This window comes from Bradyrhizobium sp. LVM 105, from assembly GCF_003957705.1.
Taxonomy (GTDB): Bacteria; Pseudomonadota; Alphaproteobacteria; order Rhizobiales; family Xanthobacteraceae; genus Bradyrhizobium; species Bradyrhizobium frederickii.
The window spans coordinates 38,298-56,991 of record NZ_QZMV01000011.1 but is presented as its reverse complement, the minus strand read 5'-3'; the positions used below and the strand labels follow the sequence as shown (position 1 = coordinate 56,991).

The following is an 18,694-nucleotide window of genomic DNA, read 5'->3' as shown; positions in this document are numbered from 1 at the left end:
CCGCACACGAGCGGTCTCAAACCGATGTGCCGGCAAGGCCGCGCTTGGGAGGAAATGCTTATGACGACTGCCGATACCGTTTATGCACCGGTTGGTGCTCCCGGCCTGCTGGATCGTGAACGCACGATCGCGAAGGCCGGCTTCAATCGCTGGCTGGTGCCGCCGGCCGCGCTGTGCATCCATCTCTGCATCGGCATGGCCTACGGCTTCTCGGTGTTCTGGCTGCCGCTGTCGCGCGCGATCGGCATCTCGCAGAGCAAGGCCTGCGCCGACATCTCGCTGTGGCAGGAGCTGTTCACCACGACCTGCGACTGGAAGGTCGCAAGTCTCGGCTGGATGTACACGCTGTTCTTCGTGCTGCTCGGCGTCTCCGCCGCGATCTGGGGAGGCTGGCTCGAGCGCGCCGGCCCGCGCAAGGCGGGCGTTGTCGCCGCCTGCTGCTGGGGCGGCGGTCTTCTGATCGGCGCGTTCGGCGTCTACGTTCACCAGCTCTGGATCATGTGGCTTGGGGCCGGCGTCATCGGCGGCGTCGGGCTCGGCCTCGGCTACATCTCGCCGGTGTCGACGCTGATCAAATGGTTCCCCGATCGCCGCGGCATGGCGACGGGCATGGCCATCATGGGCTTTGGCGGTGGTGCGATGATCGGTGCGCCGCTCGCCAATCTCCTGATCAACTACTTCAAGAGCACAAGTGACGTCGGCGTCTGGCAGACCTTCGTCGTGATGGGGGTTATCTATTTCGTCTTCATGATGATCGGCGCATTTTCGTATCGGGTCACGCCGCCCGGCTGGCAGCCCGAGGGCTGGACGCCGCCAAGCGAGAAGAAGTCGATGATCACCGAGCACCATGTGCATCTCAACAACGCGCACAAGACGCCGCAATTCTGGCTGATCTGGTGGGTGCTCTGCTTGAACGTCTCGGCCGGCATCGGCGTGATCGGCATGGCCTCGCCCATGCTCCAGGAGATCTTCGCCGGCAAGCTGATCGGGCATCCGGAGCTGAGCTTCAGCCAGCTTTCGGGTGAACAGAAGGCTGCGATCGCAGCGATCGCCGCCGGCTTTGCCGGTCTGCTGTCGCTGTTCAATATCGGCGGCCGGTTCTTCTGGGCCTCGATGTCCGATCTCATGGGCCGCAAGAACACCTACTACACCTTCTTCCTCCTCGGCATCGCGCTCTACGCGCTGGCGCCGACCTTCGCGGCGATGGGCTCGAAATTGCTGTTCGTGCTCGGCTTCGGCATCATCCTGTCGATGTACGGCGGCGGCTTCGCGACGGTGCCGGCCTATCTGGCCGACATGTTCGGGACGCAGTTCGTCGGCGCCATCCACGGCCGGCTGCTGACGGCCTGGTCGACGGCCGGCATCATCGGTCCCGTGGTGGTCAACTACATCCGCGAGTTCCAGCTCGCTGCCGGCGTGCCACGCGACCAGCTCTACAACACGACGATGTACATCCTGTGCGCCATGCTGATCGCCGGTCTGATCTGCAACTACATGATCAAGCCGGTCGATCCGAAGTGGAACATGAGCCAGGAGGAGGTCGCCAAATTGCAGGCGGCGAGCGCCAAGAGCGCGGCGTCGATCCAGTACGGCTCGTTCGGCATCGGCAAGGGCGGCCTGGACGCCAGTGCCGCAATGTTCTGGGCCTTCGTCGGCGTGCCGCTGGCCTGGGGCGTCTGGAAGACGCTGGAGAGCGCGGTGAAGATCTTCTGATCGCACAACATCGCGAGCGGGAGTGCGGCCTTTCGCGCTCCCGCCGCTGATTTCGTGTGAAGGGGGCACCGGTCGCCTCGGAGCCGGGAGCTCGATACGACTTCGCAATCGCAGCATAGGATGCCTTTATTGATCTCCGGACCAATTCGGGCTTCGTTCTATCGATTGGCGCGTTGGACGAACGCCAGGCCGTTTTCCGGGCAGCGATCCAAGGCTGCCTTTGGACTGCGCTTAACTGCTTCCGTGAGCATGATAATTTGCTTGGCATCTGGCATGCCAGGAGCTAGAACTGGACCTGTTCTTAAAGACGAGATCGAGACGAATCGATGAGCCACGACGTGCATGAGGTCCGCCCGTTCGAGCATCCCGGCGAGGGGCGCCGGCGCGCCAAGGCCACGCCCAAGGGGCGGCAGGTCGATCCCACCGCCGCGCACGAGATCGAGCAGCTGCTTGGCGACCGGCCGCGGCGGCGCGATCTCTTGATCGAATATCTGCACCTGATCCAGGACAAGTATCACCAGATCTCGGCTGCGCATCTGGCTGCGCTCGCCGACGAGATGAAGCTCGCCTTCGCCGAAGTGTTCGAGACCGCGACCTTCTACGCGCATTTCGACGTGGTGAAGGAGGGCGAGCCTGACATCGCGCCGCTGACGATCCGCGTTTGCGATTCCCTGACCTGTGCGATGCTTGGTGGTGAGAAGCTGCTCGAGGACCTGCAAAGCGCGTCAGGTCCCGGCATCCGCGTCGTGCGCGCGCCCTGCGTTGGGCGCTGCGATACCGCGCCTGCAGCCGAGGTCGGGCACAATTTCGTCGATCATGCGACCGTCGCCAATGTGATGGCGGTCGCGAAGGCCGGCGACACCCACGCCCATCTGCCGAACTATGTCGGCTACGACGCCTATGTCGCCGGCGGCGGCTACAAGCTGCTGGGCCGCCTGCGCTCGGGCGAGCTGTCGACGGACGATCTCTTGAAGTCGCTCGACGACGCCTCGCTGCGCGGGCTCGGTGGCGCCGGCTTCCCCACGGGACGCAAATGGCGCGCCGTGCTGGGCGAACCCGGCCCGCGGCTGATGGCGATCAACGGCGACGAGGGCGAGCCCGGCACGTTCAAGGACCGCTACTATCTCGAAAGCGACCCGCACCGATTCATAGAGGGCATGCTGATCGGCGCGCATGTGGTGCAGGCGTCCGACGTCTACATCTATCTGCGCGACGAATATCCGGCTTCGCGCGAGATCCTGGAGCGCGAGATCGCAAAGCTGCCGCCGGGCGGACCGACGCTGCACATGCGCCGCGGCGCCGGCGCCTATATCTGCGGCGAAGAATCTTCGCTGCTCGAGAGCATCGAAGGCAAGCGCGGCCTGCCCAGGCACAAGCCGCCTTACCCGTTCCAGGTCGGCCTGTTCGGCCTGCCGACGCTGATCAACAACATCGAGACGCTGTGGTGGGTGCGCGACATCGTCGAGAAGGGCGCCGACTGGTGGAAGGGCAACGGCCGGCACGAGCGTCACGGCCTGCGCAGCTTCTCGGTCTCGGGCCGCGTCAGGAATCCCGGCATGAAGCTGGCGCCCGCCGGCATCACCGTGCGCGAGCTGATCGACGAATATTGCGGCGGCATGGCCGATGGCCATCAGTTCTACGCTTATCTGCCGGGCGGCGCGTCCGGCGGCATTCTGCCGGCGTCGATGGACGACATCCCGCTCGATTTCGGCACGCTGGAGAAATACGGCTGCTTCATCGGCTCGGCTGCGATCGTGATCCTGTCGCAAAAGGACAGCGTGCGCGCGGCGGCGCTGAACCTTATGAAGTTCTTCGAGGACGAGAGCTGCGGCCAGTGCACGCCGTGCCGCGTCGGAACCCAGAAGGCGGCGCTGCTGATGCAGAAGCCGGTCTGGAACCGCGCTTTGCTGGAAGAATTGAGCCAGGCGATGCGCGATGCCTCGATCTGCGGGCTCGGACAGGCAGCATCGAATCCGCTGTCCTCAGTGATCAAATATTTCCCTGACGAGTTCAAGGAAGCGGCCGAATGACCAAGATTACGTTCGAGCTCGACGGCAAGCAGGTCGAGGCCAAACCCGGCGAGACCATCTGGCAGGTGGCCAAGCGGCAGGGCCGCGACATTCCCCATCTGTGCTATTCGCCGGCGCCCGATTATCGCCCCGACGGCAATTGCCGCGCCTGCATGGTCGAGATCGAGGGCGAACGTGTGCTCGCAGCGTCCTGCAAGCGCACGCCGTCGGTCGGCATGAAGGTGAAGACCGAGAGCGCGCGTGCGGTGTCCGCGCAGAAGATGGTGATGGAGCTGCTCGTTGCCGACCAGCCGGCGCGCGAGACCAGCCACGATCCGGATTCGAAGTTCTGGCACTGGGCCGAGACCACGGGCGTCACCGAGAGCCGCTTTCCCGCAGCCGAACGCTGGGCGACCGACGCCAGCCATCCGGCGATGCGTGTCAACCTCGATGCCTGCATCCAGTGCGGCCTGTGCGTGCGCGCCTGCCGCGAGGTCCAGGTCAATGACGTCATCGGCATGGCCTATCGCAATCACGATTCCAAGATCGTGTTCGATTTCGACGATCCCATGGGCGAGTCCACCTGTGTCGCCTGCGGCGAATGTGTGCAGGCCTGCCCGACCGGTGCCTTGATGCCGGCCGTGATGCTGGACGAGAAGCAGACCCGCGTCACCTATGCCGACAAGAAGGTGGATTCGCTCTGTCCGTTCTGCGGCGTCGGCTGCCAGGTCACCTATGAGGTCAAGGACGAGAAGGTGATTTATGCGGAAGGCCGCGACGGTCCCGCCAATCACAACCGTCTTTGCGTCAAGGGCCGTTTCGGCTTCGACTACATCCACCATCCGCATCGCCTGACCAAGCCGCTGGTGCGGTTGCCGAATGCGAAGAAGGATGCCAACGACCAGGTCGATCCGGCCAACCCCTTCACTCATTTCCGCGAGGCGAGCTGGGACGAAGCGCTCGACATCGCCGCCAAGGGCCTGGTCAAGATCCGCGACGAGAAGGGCGTGAAGGCGCTGGCCGGCTTCGGCTCGGCCAAGGGCTCGAACGAAGAGGCCTATCTGTTCCAGAAGCTGGTGCGCACCGGCTTCGGCTCGAACAACGTCGATCATTGCACCCGACTGTGCCACGCCTCGTCGGTGGCGGCCCTGTTCGAGGGCCTGAGCTCCGGCGCGGTGTCGGCACCTTTCTCGGCGGCGATGGATGCCGAGGTCATCATCGTGATCGGCGCCAACCCGACCGTAAACCATCCGGTCGCCGCGACCTTCATCAAGAATGCGGTGAAGCAGAACGACGCCAAGCTGTTCGTGATGGATCCGCGCCGGCAGTCGCTGTCGCGCCACGCGACCAAGCATCTGCAGTTCAAGCCGGGCTCCGACGTCGCCATGCTGAACGCGATGATCAACACGATCATCACCGAAGGCCTGACCGACGACCAGTACATCGCCGGCTACACCGAGGGGTTCGAGGACCTCAAGGAGAAGATCAAGGAGTTCACGCCGGAGAAGATGGAGCCGATCTGCGGCATCCCGGCGCAGACGTTGCGCGAGGTCGCGCGAACCTATGCGCGGGCGAAATCGTCGATCATCTTCTGGGGCATGGGCATCAGCCAGCATGTGCACGGCACCGACAACGCGCGCTGCCTGATTGCGCTCGCGCTGATCACCGGCCAGGTCGGCCGTCCCGGCACCGGCCTGCATCCGCTGCGCGGCCAGAACAACGTGCAGGGCGCCTCCGACGCCGGCCTGATCCCGATGTTCCTGCCGGATTATCAGCCGGTGGGGCGCGACGATCTGCGCGCCAGCTTCGAGAAGCTCTGGCAGCAGGATCTCGATCCCGTGCGCGGCCTGACCGTGGTCGAGATCATGAACGCGATCCATGCCGGCGAGATCAAGGGCATGTATATCGAGGGCGAGAACCCCGCGATGTCGGATCCTGATCTGCAGCACGCGCGCCACGCGCTCGCCATGCTCGACCATCTCGTGGTGCAGGATCTCTTCGTCACGGAGACCGCGTTCCACGCCGACGTGATCCTGCCGGCCTCGGCCTTCGCGGAGAAGGACGGCTCCTTCACCAACACCGATCGCCGCGTGCAGCTCGCCCGCCAGGTGATCAAGCCGCCGGGCGATGCGCGGCAGGATCTCTGGATCATTCAGGAGATCGGCAAGCGCATGGGCTTGCCGTGGAATTATTCCGGTCCCGGCGATGTCTTCACCGAGATGGCGGAGCTGATGCCGTCGCTGAAGAACATCACCTGGGAGCGGCTGGTGCGCGAAGGCGCGGTGACCTATCCGGTCGATGGGCCAGACCAGCCCGGCAACGAGATCATCTTCACCACGGGCTTCCCGACCGCGAGCGGCCGCGGCAAGATCGTGCCGGCCAAGGTCATCCCGCCGGACGAGATCCCCGACGCGGAATATCCCATGGTGCTCTCGACCGGCCGCGTGCTGGAGCATTGGCACACCGGCTCGATGACCCGCCGCGCCCAGGTGCTCGACCAGATCGAGCCGGAGGCGGTCGCCTTCATGTCGCCGAAGGACATGCGCAAGATGCAGCTTGCGCCCGGCGATTTCATTCGCCTTGAGACCCGCCGCGGCGCGGTCGAGGTCAAGGTGCGTTCCGACCGCGACGTGCCGGAGAACATGGTGTTCATGCCGTTCTGCTACGCGGAAGCGGCGGCGAACCTGCTCACCAACCCGGCGCTCGACCCGTTCGGCAAGATACCGGAGTTCAAGTTCTGCGCGGTCAGAGCCGAACGCGCGGAGATGCGGGACGCCGCGGAGTAGGGAAGGTCTCGTCGTTACCGCGCGCACGAGACTTGCCATACAAACCGCTGTCATGCCCCGCGAAGGCGGGGCATCCAGTACGCCGCGGCTCATCCATTGAGCCATAACTGTCTCGGAGTACTGGATCGCCGGGTCAAGCCGGGCGATGACAGTAGTTGTGTGGTGGGCAAATGTGCCCACGTCGTCGCTTCGCTCCTCGCAATGACGGTGGTAAACGTGACCCATGTCCAAAGTCACTCCCGCCACGCGCGCGCTCACGACCGCCGGTGTTGCCTTCACCGTCCACGCTTACGACTACGATCCTGATGCCGAGAGCATCGGGCTGCAGGCGGCCGCCGCGCTCGGTGAGGATCCCGCGCGCGTCCTCAAGACGCTGATGGCGCTGGTGGACGGCAAGCCGGTCTGCGTGGTCGTCCCCTCCGACCAGGAAGTCTCGATGAAGAAGCTCGCCGCGGCCGTGGGCGGCAAGTCGGCGCAGATGATGAAGCCGCCGGAGGCCGAACGGGTCACCGGCTACAAGGTCGGTGGCATCAGCCCGTTCGGCCAGCGCAAGCAGGTCGGTACCGTGATCGAGCAGCGCGCGCTCGCGCATGATCTCGTCTATCTCAATGGCGGCCAGCGCGGATTGCAGGTCCGGCTGAAGCCGTCCGACGTCCGGGATGTCCTCAAGGCGGTCGCGGCGGATGTGCTGGCGTGACGGCGACGGAGCGGGATCGTGAAGTGGCTGCTTCTGCTGTGGCTTGCGATTCTGCTCGGCATCGGCCGTCCGGCTGAGGCGCACCAGGTCAACCTCGTCACGGCGCGCGTGGCGCTGACCGCCGATCGCACGGTGAGCGTCGAACTCGGATTGAAGGGCAGCGATGTCGATCGCCTGATCGGCACGAGGACGTATGACGCAAAGCAGGACGCGGTCGATCCCGCTGCGGTCGAAGCGGCCGGCGCAGCAATCCTCGCCTATTTCGAAACGCATATGGCCGTGACGGGGGGCGGCACGGCCTGTGCGCCGGGCAATGCTGCGATTCTGCCCGATGGTGACGGCATCGTCTATCGCAACAGCTTTGCTTGCGCGAGCAGGGCGGGCGATATCGTCTACCGCTCCACCGTGCTGACGGAACGGGACAAGGCTGCGCGTCAGGTCGTGCTGGTTGCGCAGGGCAAGTCCGAGACGCAGGCCTTGCTCGATTCCGAGAATGTCACGGTCACGCTCTCGAAGGAGCTGCCGTCGCTGGCCTCGACCATGTGGCGCTATCTCCTGACCGGCATCGAGCATATCTTCCTCGGTTACGACCACGTCGCATTCCTGGCCGCAATCGTTCTATGGGCGCGCCGGCTGATGCCGGTCGTCAAGATCGTCACCGCCTTCACCGTCGCTCATTCCCTGACATTGTCGCTCGCGGCGTTGAATGTCCTGGTCATCCCGAGCCACATCGTAGAGCCGGCGATTGCGGCCTCGATCGTGTTCGTGGCGGTCGAGAACTTCTTCTCGCGCGACGTCGACAAGCGCTGGCGCCTGGCTTTCCTGTTTGGCTTGATTCACGGCTTCGGCTTCGCCGGCGTGCTTCGGGAGATCGGCTTGCCGCCGGATGCGGTCGTCCCGGCGCTGGCCGCCTTCAACCTCGGCGTCGAGGTCGGGCAGATTGCGATCGTCGCGCTGATGCTGCCGGTGCTTGGCTTGTTGGATCGTCTGACTGTGGTCGGGCGGGAGGAGCCGGCGCGCGCGGCGAGGCTGGTCTACGCCATGTCCGCGGTGATCGGCCTGCTCGGTGGCTATTGGCTGCTGACGCGCCTCCTCGAGGCTTGAGCCGGCGGCTACTGCTGCTGCAACAGCTTGAGCCGGCAGCGCAGCGCCTCGCGGATATGGGCGCGCGCGAGCTGCTCGGCCTTGTCGCCGTCGCGCGCGGCGATCGCCTCAATGATGGCCCGATGCTCGTCGTGGCTGGTCGAGGGACGCCCCGATATGGTGAAGGTGGTCGGACCGAGCAGGGCGATCCAGTCCTGCAATTCCCGCGAAGCGTTGTCGAGATAGCGGTTGCGCGCGGCGCGGCAGATCGCCTCGTGGAAGGCGCGGTTGAGCCGCGCCATCTCGGCGGCGTCGGTCGCGGAAGCCTCGACGAAGGCCTGTTCGATGTCCCCGAGCGCCTCTATCTCGGTGGCCGAGGCATGTTCGGCGGCGAGTCGCGCGGCGGCACCTTCCATGATCTCGCGCATGGCATAGAGCTCCAGCACCTCCGAGATGTCGAGGTTGCGGACGATCAGTCCACGGCCGGCGGCGGGCTCGACGAAGCCGCGTGCGGCGAGCCGGCCCAGCGCCTCGCGAACCGGCGTGCGGCTGACCTTGAGCCGCTGTGCGACCTCCTCCTCGCGCAGGCGGTCGCCGGCACGATAGCTGCCGGCCTGGAGCGCCTCGCAGAGCGAGCGGAATACGGCTTCACCGAGCGCAACGCTGCCGCCGCGCACGATCGATCCGTCTGTCTTTGCCGGGTGTCTGGCCATATTGCCCTCGAAGCGCGCGACGCATCCTGCCATGCAGAGATGCCGCTTGCGACATCGATGTATATCTTTGTATACAAAAGTACGCAATGGGAAGTAGGTCGGCACGCGCCGGCCGGCAGGACCATTTCCAATTTCGTCGCATCGGACGAGCGGCATGAGCAGCAAGTATGACGTGCTGGTGATCGGAGGCGGCAATGCGGCGCTGTGCGCGGCGATCGCGGCGCGGCGCGGCGGAGCGTCGGTGCAGGTGCTGGAGGGCGCGCCAAAGTTCTATCGCGGCGGTAACACCCGCCACACCCGCAACATGCGCTGCGCCCATGATGCCGCCACCGAAATCCTGACCGGTCCCTACACCGAGGAGGAGTTTTGGGAGGATCTGCTGCGCGTCACCGGCGGGCAGACCGACGAGGCGCTGGCGCGCCACATGATCCGGGAATCCAAGGACATCCTGAACTGGATCGTGGAGCAGGGGGTGCGCTGGCAGCCTTCGCTCGGCGGCACGCTGAGCCTCGGCCGCACCAACTCCTTCTTTCTCGGCGGCGGCCGCGCGATGCTGAACGCACTGTACCTGACCGCCGAGCGGCTCGGCGTCGACGTCGAATACGATGCCGAGGTCACCGACCTCGTGATCGAGGACGGCCTATTCCTCGCTGCACGGCTGAATCGGCCGGTCAAGGGCGAGACCGAGATCCGCGCGACCTCCCTGGTCGCCGCGGCCGGAGGGTTCGAGGCCAACATCGAGTGGCTGAAGCAATATTGGGGCGAGGCCGCAGACAACTTCCTGATCCGCGGCACGCCCTATAATCGCGGCTCGATCCTGAAGATGCTGCTCGACAAGGGCGTGCAGGAGGTCGGCGATCCCACCCAGTGCCATGCGGTCGCGATCGACGCCCGGGCGCCGAAGTTCGACGGCGGCATCATCACGCGGCATGACTCGGTCGTGTTCGGCATCGTCGTCAACAAGCAGGCGCAACGCTTCTACGACGAAGGTGAGGACATCTGGCCGAAGCGCTACGCCATCTGGGGCCGGCTGGTGGCGGCGCAGCCCGACCAGATCGCCTACATCATCTTCGATTCCACCGTCGTCACCAGCTTCATGCCGACGCTGTTCCCGCCGATCGCCGGGCAGACGGTGGCTGAGCTTGCCGGAAAACTCGAGCTCGATCCGGTCGCGCTGGAAAAGACCATCACCGAATTCAACGCCGCGGTGCTATCAGGCACTTTCGACCACACCATTCTGGATGATTGCGTGACCGAGGGCATCACGCCACCCAAGACGCATTGGGCGCGCAGGATCGAGACGCCGCCTTATCTCGCCTATCCCGTGCGGCCGGGCATCACCTTCACCTATCTCGGCACGCGCGTGAACAAGGAGGCGCGGGTGCTGATGAAAGGCGGCAAGCCGTCCGCCAACATGTTCGCGGCCGGTGAGATCATGGCCGGCAACGTGCTCGGCAAGGGTTATGCCGCCGGCATGGGCATGACCATCGGCAGCGTGTTCGGACGAATCGCAGGGCGGGAAGCAGCGAAACATGCACGGAACTAGTATTCTCGACGAAGCCGACCGTCTGATGACGGTCTGCAATTCCTGCCGCTATTGCGAAGGTCTTTGCGCCGTGTTTCCGGCCATGGAGATGCGCCGCGCCTTCTCTGACGGCGACCTCAACTATCTCGCCAATCTCTGCCATGGCTGCGGCGCCTGCTATGTCGACTGCCAGTTCTCGCCGCCGCACGAGTTCAACGTCAACGTCCCGAAGACGCTCGCGGTCGCGCGCGCGGAATCCTATGTGGCCTATGCCTGGCCGGGCGCGCTGTCCGGCGCCTTCGCGCGCAACGGTCTCGTCATCAGCCTTGTCGCAGCTCTCAGCATGGCCGCCTTCATCCTCGGCTTCGCTGCGTTGAGCGACCGCAGCGTGCTGTTCGGCGTGCACACCGGCCCTGGTGCCTTCTACAAGTTGATGCCGCACCATGTGATGGCCGCGCTGTTCGGTACTGCCTTTCTCTACGCCGTTATCGCGCTTTTCATGAGCCTGCGCGCCTTCTGGCGCGACATCGGCCCGCCCATCGGCGGCCGTGCCGACGGCGGCTCGATCTTCCAGGCGATCCGCGACGCCGGCGAGCTGCGCTATCTCGATGGCGGCGGCGTCGGCTGCTACAACGAGGACGACAAGCCGACCGACCGGCGCAAGCTGCATCACCACCTGACCTTCTACGGCTTTATCCTGTGCTTTGCGGCGACATCGGTGGCCACGCTCTACCACTATCTGCTCGGCCGCGAGGCGCCGTATCCGTGGTGGGACTTGCCCGTGGTGCTGGGCACGCTCGGCGGCATCGGGCTGATCATTGGCCCGATCGGTCTGTTCGCAGCCAAGATGCGGCGCGATCCGGCGCTGCTCGATGAGAGCCGCTACGGCATGGATGTCGGCTTCATCGCCATGCTGTTCCTGACCGGGCTCACGGGCATGGCGCTTCTGCTCCTGCGCGAGACCTCTGCGATGGGGCCGCTGCTCGCGCTGCATCTCGGCGCCGTGTTCGCGTTGTTCATCACCATGCCCTACGGCAAGTTCGTGCACGGCATTTATCGCTTTGCCGCCTTGGTGCGCTATGCACAGGAGCGGCGATCGGCGGCGTGATCAGGCATGATGGGATGAGGCTTGGTCGGCTCAACGATGGAAGTGCCTCCCTCTCCCGCTTGCGGGCTGGGCAATTGCATATGATGTGCAGGATGCAGCGGCATCGGCAGTGGAGCTCCCTCCCCCGCTTGCGGGGGAGGGTTGGGGAGAGGGTGTCTCCGCGCAGCGATTGTCGAGAACAACTGAGGACGTCCCTGCGCGGCGAGAACCCTCGCCCGCCGCGCTCTGCGAGCGCGTCGGCCTCTCCCGCAAGCGGGAGAGGTGAACGAGCCGGGTTACGCTACGTCGCGCTCGGGCGAGGACGCTTGCTCGCGGGCCATCGTCGTTGCCGTGACATAGTCGGTCTTGCCGGTGCCGAGCAGCGGCACCTTGTCGACCACCATGATCGTGGCAGGCACCGTCAGCTCGGACGCGCCGATCGCCTTGGCCTGGGCCTGCATCGCGCTACGCTCGGCGTTCTTCTGCGTCGTCAGCAGCACGATGCGCTCGCCCTTGCGTTGGTCCGGGATCGACACCGCGACCGACGCCGCCTGCGGCCACAACGCCGCCGCGATGGCTTCGACCGCCGACAGCGAGACCATTTCGCCCGCGATCTTGGCAAAGCGCTTGGCGCGGCCCTTGATGGTGATGAAGCCGGCGGCGTCGATCGCCACGATGTCGCCGGTGTCGTGCCAGCCCTCGGCAAGCTTTTCGAGCACGCCGGGATTTTCGGCCCTGAGGTAACCGAGCATCACGTTCGGGCCGCGCACCGAGAGGCGACCGCCCTCCTCGATGCCGGGGACCGGATCGAGGCGGCTTTCCATCAGCGGCGAGAGGCGGCCGACAGTGCCGGGACGGTTGGCCATCGGCGTGTTCATCGCCAGCACCGGCGCCGTCTCGGTGACGCCGTAGCCCTCGAGAATGCGGATGCCGTAGCGCTCCATGAACACCTGCCGGGTGCGGTCCTTGACCGCCTCGGCGCCGGCGATGACGAGGCGCAGGGTGCGGAAGTCGTAAGGGTGCGCCGACCGCGCATAGCCGGTGAGGAACGTATCGGTGCCGAACAGGATGGTGGCGCCGGTCTGGTAGATCAGCTCGGGCACGATCCGGTAGTGCAGCGGCGAGGGGTACATGTAGATCGGAATGCCCGCGAGCATCGGCATCATCATGCCGCCGGTGAGGCCGAACGAGTGGAACACCGGCAGCACGTTGAACACCTTGTCATTGGCGTTGGCATCGACCCGCGCCAGCGCCTGCGCCGCGTTGGCCAGGATGTTGCGGTGGGACAGCACCACGCCCTTGGGCGTGCCTTCCGAGCCCGACGTGAACAGCACGACGGCGGGATCGTTGGCCTGGCGGGCAACGCGCGGCGTGGTGCCGGCGAGCAGGCCCTTGATCTTGTCGGCCACGCCGATCGAGGCGCGGACGTCTTCGAGATAGACCACGCGCGCCTCGGCGGAGATCGCGGTCATCAGCTTGTCGAGCTTGCCCTTCTCGATGAACGCCTTCGACGTCAGCACGGTCTTGACCTGCGCGGCCTTCATGGCGGCGAGCACGTTGATCGGGCCGGCCGAGAAGTTGAGCATCGCCGGCACTCGGCCGCTGTTCTGCAGCGCCATGAATACGACGGCGACGCCCGCCGAATTCGGCAGCAGCACGCCGACATTCTCGCCGATTGCGGTGCCGGCCTCCAGCTTGCGGCTGAGGACCTGCGCGCCGAGGATCAGCTTGCGATAGGTCAGCTTGGTGCCGAGCGCATCCTCGATGATGACCTTCCCGGTGTCGCGATCGCGATAGGCGTGTCCGAGCGCCTCGAACAGCGAGTGATCGAGCATGGCGTTCTTGACGAGCGCGTCGATCATGACGTCTTGCAGCGCGGCGCCGGCGGCATTGCGGCGCGCCTTGCCCTTCAGCGTTTCGTCGACCGGGAGCTTGACCGGCGGCAGGATGGTGACCGTCACCCGCGGAAACCAGGAGCGCTTGATCTGGCTGCTGGTGAGATAGCTGAGATAGGAGCGTTGCGCGCCTTCGATGCGGACCGGCACGACCACGGCATCGGCCTTGTCCGCGATCATCGCGGTGCCGTCATAGACCTTCATCAGCGAGCCGGAGACGGTAATGCGTCCCTCCGGGAAGATCACCACGGGCTCGCCCGCAGCGACGAGCTTGATCAGGTCGCGCGCGGCCAGCGGCTTGGTCGGATCCATGGTGTAGTGCTTGACGACGCGCAGGAACGGCTTGGCCCACCAGGCCTTGGCAATGCCGGTGTCGACCGCGAAGCTGGCGTCGATCGGCAGCACGGCGTGCAGCAGCGGGCCGTCGATCAGGCTGACATGGTTCGGCGCGATCAGCATGCGCGTGCCCGGAGGCGGCAGGTTTTCCAGCCCGCGCACCTCCGTGCGGAACAGGGCGCGGAATAGAAGCCCGCCGGCATCGCGCACGCCTTCCTTGCCCCACTTGGTCAGCACGAACCAGACCGCGCCGAAGCTGGCGAGGCCGAGGCCGAAGAAGATCCAGCCGATATGGAGACCCGCCGCCTGCAACAGCGCGACGAACAGCGAGCCGATCACCATGAAGGCGGCCTGCAACACGTTGCCGGCGGCGATGATGCGGGCGCGCTCGGAGGTGGCCGACCAGGCCTGGACCGCGGCAAAGGACGGAACGACGAACAAGCCGCCGCCGAACGCGAAGGCGACGAAATCGACCAGCATGCGCAAGCCGGCAAACGAGGTTGCGAAGTCGAGCGCGGTGATGTCGTGGCCCTTGGCGGTCACACCGATGGCCCAGGCCAGATCGAGCCCGGCGAATCCCATGATGATGGCGCCGATCGGCACCAGCGCGAGGTTCGGACGAACGTGGCTGAGGCTCGCGGCGAACAGAGAGCCGATGGCGATGCCGATCGCGAAGATGGCAAGACACAGCGTCACCACGCCCTCGGTGCCGCCGACGACTTCCTTGACCAGCGCCGGCAGCAGCGACAGCACGATGGCGCCGACCAACCAGAACCAGGACACGATCACGGTGCCGTCCCACAAGCGATGGTCGGCATGCAAGGTCCTGAGCAGGTTGACGGTCGAGGTCCAGGGATTGGCATCCACGGGCAGGTCGGGCGCAGAGGGCGTTGTCTGCGGAATGCGGGAGGCGAATGCCCATGACAGCAGGGCCAGAACGACCACGGCGGATGCGACCCAGCCCATATGCGCGGAGCCGGCCACGAACTGGCCGCCGGCGACGGTGCCGAGCAGGATGGCCATGAAGGTCGCGCCCTCGACCAGCGCGTTTCCGGTCGCGAGCTCGCCGAGCTCGAGCTGGTCCGGCAGCATGGCGTATTTCACGGGCCCGAACAGCGCGGCGATGACGCCGAACAGCGCGAGCGCTGCGAACAAGAGCGGCACCGAGTGCAGGAAGAAGCCGGCGGCGGCAAAGCAGGCTGCGAAGATCTCGACGAATTTGAGCCGCCTTGCGACGACGGACTTGACGTATTTGTCGGCGAGCTGGCCGCCGAGCCCGGACAGGATGAAATAGGGGAAGATGAAGACCGCGCCGGCCACCGTCACCAGCGCATCGCCGTGGCCGGTTGCGGCACTGTAAAGCAGAATGATGACGAGTGCGTTCTTGAGCACGTTGTCATTGAGCGCCGAGAAGAATTGCGCCCAGAACAGCGGCGCAAAGCGGCGTGACGACATCAATTCCCTGATCATGACTAGTCCTGTTTTGGAAAGGCAGCCTGAGGTTGTTACCTTGTCTGTGAAGTGTCACGACCGGAAGAGCATGGGACGAACGATTGCACGGCGAGGATGCGCCGGCATGCTCTGTCCCCTCGGTTCCTCCGATCCTGTTGGTCTCCTAATGGTCTCGTTAGGTTCGCAGATATCTGGTCGCGGCCCGCGTTCGGGCATACCCGGATATGGTCCGGGCGATGAGGAAAACCTGAACCGCATCAGGGAGGCCAGCGGGATCAACCGCGAATGTCCGGGCATGGTGAGTCCTTCGTTGCAACCTGACCCGGCATTCGAGCCGACCCGATGGGCCGGCGTCTCAGGTCAGATGGGAGAGGTGGCGAAAGGGCGAGAAGCGGCCGAGAACGCTAAACCTGCGCCCTTGGGAACGTGCACGGTCGCGGCTGGCCCGCCACATCCGAAAGGCCGCCCGACGTTCCGCGAGCACGCCGGCGACGTCGCAGGCGTTGGCGATGCGATTGATCGGCGCCATGGCGAACCGCAACAGGGTTCGGCCAAAGCCGGTGACGAGGGCAGCAGCGTCGTCGACGAAGGTGGCGGCGATATCAACAGCGAGGGTTTGCATTTTGCAGGTCTCCGGGTTAATTTGAACAATGTTCACATGAGTAGCTTGAAAATGAACAATGTTCAAGAAGAATCGCTGCGCGACCGGAAAAAGAATCGGCGGCGGCTCCAGATCCTGGAGATCGCGCGCGGCATCATCGCGACTAAGGGATTGAGATCGTTAAAGGTTCGGGACGTTTCGGAGGCCGCCGGCTGTTCCGTCGGCAGTGTCTATAACGAGTTCGGCGACTTCGACGGGGTGATCCTGACCGTCAACCGGGAGACCGTTCAGGCCCTCACGGCCCGGCTTCGCGGGGTCCCGGCTGATGATCCCGTGCGCCAGCTTTACGGGCTTGCCGCGACCTATCTCGACTTCTTTGCCGAGCACGCCAACCTGCTGCGCTCGCTGTTCGAGCACCGGATGGAGGATGACCGCCCCTATCCCGACGACATCCTGCAGATGGTGATGGACGCCTTCGCGCTGATGCATGCGCCGCTGGTGCGGCTGCTGCCGGATGCGGACGACGTGAAGATCGCGCTGCTGTCGCGCACGCTGTTCTCCGCCGTGCACGGCATCATCTCGCTCGGCCTCGAGGAGCGCATGGTGGCCGTGCCGCCCCAGATGCTGCGCCAGCAGGTCGAGCAGTTCATCGACGCCCATCTCGCCGGCCTCGGCATTTTGCCGGTGGGCGCACGGCCATCGCGATGAGGGATCGCCGCTACCACGCGTATCGCAGGCTCGCAGTGCCGGAATAGGTGGTGCTGCGGGCCGCGAGCTCGCCGTCGAACGTGGCAGACAGGGAAACACCGTTCGAAAATTTCAGCTCGGCGCCGGCGGATGCGAGCGCGGCGTCCTTCGCCGGCGTCGCACCATTGACGATGAAGCTTGTGGCGGGCAGGCCCTGGAATGCGGCGACGAGTGCCGGATCGCTCACCCAATCATGCGCCCAGGCCGCGCGACCGCGCAACGTCAGGACCGCATTCGGTGCAATCAGTGTCGTCCGATCGAAGCGCGCGCCGAGTTCGCTCCGTGTGTCGGAGGCGGTGCGGCCCTGATACGTCAGCCCAAGACCGCCGCCCGCCAGATCAACCTCGGCGTAAGTCGGCGTGCGAAACGCCTGCGCCTGTGCCGCTGCGTATGGCGTGAAGCCGCCGATCGGCGTCGCGAAGCGATAGCCACCCTCGATGCGGCCGCCGAAGGTCTGCGCATTGAATTTCGCGGTGAGCTGATTGCTGAACGGCGCGAGGCGGTCTGTCGACAACCAGTGGTTGGCCACGGCGAGCGAGGCGGCGAAATAGGCCGGGCCGGCACGCACCGCGGTATAGACGCCGGCCTGCAGTGCATCGCTCTTGCCGCCGCCCAGCGCCTGCGCCAGATCCCATTTGGTGCCGCCGCCGGCGAGCGCAAAGCCGACGATCGCGTCGCGGCTGACATGATAGTCGGCTCCGGCCGCGACGCCGCCCGCGCGCGCGCTGAGGTCGTGGCTGCCGATCACCACGGGATCGCCGCCGGTGCGGTTGGCGCCGCCGAACGCCGTTCCCCAGGCGGTCCAGCGCTCCACGAAGGTCGGCGCCTTCGCGGCCGGTGAGCCCATGACCTTGTTGTAGGCCAGCGCAATATCGTGCGGAAGCGCGGCGCGCGCGGGATTGAAACCGAGCACGGTGTCGCCGGTCGCATTGCCCAAGGTCCCGCGTCCGCTGACGAATGGATCGAGCATGAGGCCGAGGAACTGGCCCGTGAACTGGAAAGCGCCCTGCCGGGCTCCTGTCGCGGCTTCCCCCGAAAGTTGGTCCAGGCTGTAGCGCAGCTGGGCATCGCTCTGGCCGGCGAACGATGCCAGGAACGGCAGGTTGGGGCCGAACGCACTCAATGCGCCGGCCACGGCCTTCTGGTTCTGCGTTTGGGCGACGGATTGGAAGACGGCCGAGTTGTAATTGAGCGTCAGGAATACCGAGAACCCATCGTAGCTGAGGGCGGAGGTGAAGAACTGCGGATTGTATCCGCTCAGCGTGACGTTTGCGAAGGATCCGGTGACGCCGGTCGTCGTGCTGAGGATCGTGTATTGCGTCGATGCGCCGTAGGCGCCGGCAAGCGTGGTGACGGCGACGGTGCCGCCTGTCAGCGTCGCGCTCATGGCGGCAATCTTGTCTGATTGTCCGGCCGCGTTGACCGAGATCGCGTACGTCGACCCTGACTGGAACGCTGCATTGGTGTTGACGATTAGTTGACCGAGATTGCCGGGCGCGACCCTGCCGCCCGACAGCACTATGAGCGATCCGATCATGCCGCTGCCACTGAGCGTGCCGCCGGTCACGATCGTCGCGATGTTGGCCATCGTGCCGTTGACGATGAGGGTGCCGGCCTGGACGTCCATAGTCGCCGTGTCCGTCGTCGAACCCGTCAGTGTCCAGGTCGAACTGCCGGTCTTTTCCAGCACCTCGAATTCCCGGAACTGACCGGCCGCGCCGAATGTGCCGAGGTCGAACGTCGCGTTGGCGGTCCCGCCCAGGCGCAACGTGTCCAGTCCGTTGCCGCCCAGGACCCAGCCCGTGACGCTCGATCCCGTCCGCAACTCGAACACGTCGTTGCCGTCCTTGAGATCTACGGCCGTGCTGGCGCCGGTCATGATCGTGCCGGAGTTGATGACGGTGTCCTGATTGGCCGAGCCGAGGATCGCGGAGGCAGAGACGCTCGAGATCGTGCCTGCGTTGTTGACGGTATTGCCGGCGCCCGCGCCGTTGAGATCGACAGCCCCGACATTGCCGGCCTGGACAACGCCGCCCGACAGGACGTTCAT

Annotated in this window: 11 protein-coding genes; 8 read left to right on the top strand and 3 right to left on the bottom strand. The window is 65.4% G+C overall.

All coding sequences use genetic code 11. The features are described 5' to 3' along the window. Positions 1-60 precede the first annotated feature (60 nt). The 5 genes from D6B98_RS26545 (at position 61) to D6B98_RS26525 (ending at position 8,309) form a co-directional block, all read left to right on the top strand. Positions 61-1,713 carry an OFA family MFS transporter gene (locus D6B98_RS26545; RefSeq protein WP_126259888.1) on the top strand — a complete coding sequence of 551 codons (1,653 nt, stop codon included), beginning with the start codon at positions 61-63 and terminating at the stop codon, positions 1,711-1,713. Between the two features lie 326 nt (positions 1,714-2,039). After that, complete coding sequence (locus tag D6B98_RS26540) at positions 2,040-3,743, top strand: NADH-ubiquinone oxidoreductase-F iron-sulfur binding region domain-containing protein (RefSeq protein WP_126259886.1); 1,704 nt, start codon at positions 2,040-2,042, stop codon at positions 3,741-3,743. Further along, complete coding sequence (gene fdhF, locus D6B98_RS26535; RefSeq protein ID WP_126259884.1) at positions 3,740-6,508, top strand: formate dehydrogenase subunit alpha; 2,769 nt, start codon at positions 3,740-3,742, stop codon at positions 6,506-6,508. Before D6B98_RS26540 ends, fdhF begins: the two co-directional genes overlap by 4 nt. Positions 6,509-6,731: 223 nt before the next feature. Continuing rightward, positions 6,732-7,205 (top strand): Cys-tRNA(Pro) deacylase, encoded by a 474-nt coding sequence (gene ybaK, locus D6B98_RS26530; protein WP_126259882.1) that lies wholly within the window; start codon positions 6,732-6,734, stop codon positions 7,203-7,205. Positions 7,206-7,223: 18 nt separating this feature from the next. Continuing rightward, a complete protein-coding gene (locus D6B98_RS26525) occupies positions 7,224-8,309 on the top strand; it encodes a HupE/UreJ family protein (protein ID WP_126259880.1) in 1,086 nt (361 codons plus the stop codon). Between the two features lie 8 nt (positions 8,310-8,317). Here D6B98_RS26525 and D6B98_RS26520 read toward each other — a convergent pair whose 3' ends face one another. Then, on the bottom strand, positions 8,318-9,001 hold the full coding sequence (locus D6B98_RS26520) for a GntR family transcriptional regulator (protein ID WP_126259878.1): 684 nt from the start codon (positions 8,999-9,001) through the stop codon (positions 8,318-8,320). 154 nt (positions 9,002-9,155) lie between these two features. Here D6B98_RS26520 and tcuA point away from each other — a divergent pair, with 154 nt between their 5' ends. Beyond that, the gene (gene tcuA / locus D6B98_RS26515; RefSeq protein ID WP_126259876.1) at positions 9,156-10,547 is read left to right on the top strand and encodes an FAD-dependent tricarballylate dehydrogenase TcuA; all 1,392 of its coding nucleotides are present in this window, start codon (positions 9,156-9,158) and stop codon (positions 10,545-10,547) included. After that, positions 10,534-11,634, top strand: coding sequence for a tricarballylate utilization 4Fe-4S protein TcuB (tcuB, locus tag D6B98_RS26510; RefSeq protein WP_126259875.1), 1,101 nt, complete (start codon positions 10,534-10,536; stop codon positions 11,632-11,634). The genes tcuA and tcuB overlap by 14 nt, the downstream gene beginning before the upstream one ends. A 275-nt stretch (positions 11,635-11,909) precedes the next feature. Here the strand turns inward: tcuB and D6B98_RS26505 are convergent, their stop codons facing one another. Then, positions 11,910-15,314, bottom strand: a complete 3,405-nt coding sequence (locus tag D6B98_RS26505) for an acyl-[ACP]--phospholipid O-acyltransferase (RefSeq protein ID WP_126259873.1) — start codon at positions 15,312-15,314, stop codon at positions 11,910-11,912. Between the two features lie 655 nt (positions 15,315-15,969). Here D6B98_RS26505 and D6B98_RS40125 point away from each other — a divergent pair. After that, positions 15,970-16,605, top strand: a complete 636-nt coding sequence (locus tag D6B98_RS40125; protein WP_135165251.1) for a TetR/AcrR family transcriptional regulator — start codon at positions 15,970-15,972, stop codon at positions 16,603-16,605. 10 nt (positions 16,606-16,615) lie between these two features. Here the strand turns inward: D6B98_RS40125 and D6B98_RS26495 are convergent, their stop codons facing one another. Next, on the bottom strand, positions 16,616-18,694 hold the full coding sequence (locus tag D6B98_RS26495; protein WP_245481468.1) for an autotransporter outer membrane beta-barrel domain-containing protein: 2,079 nt from the start codon (positions 18,692-18,694) through the stop codon (positions 16,616-16,618).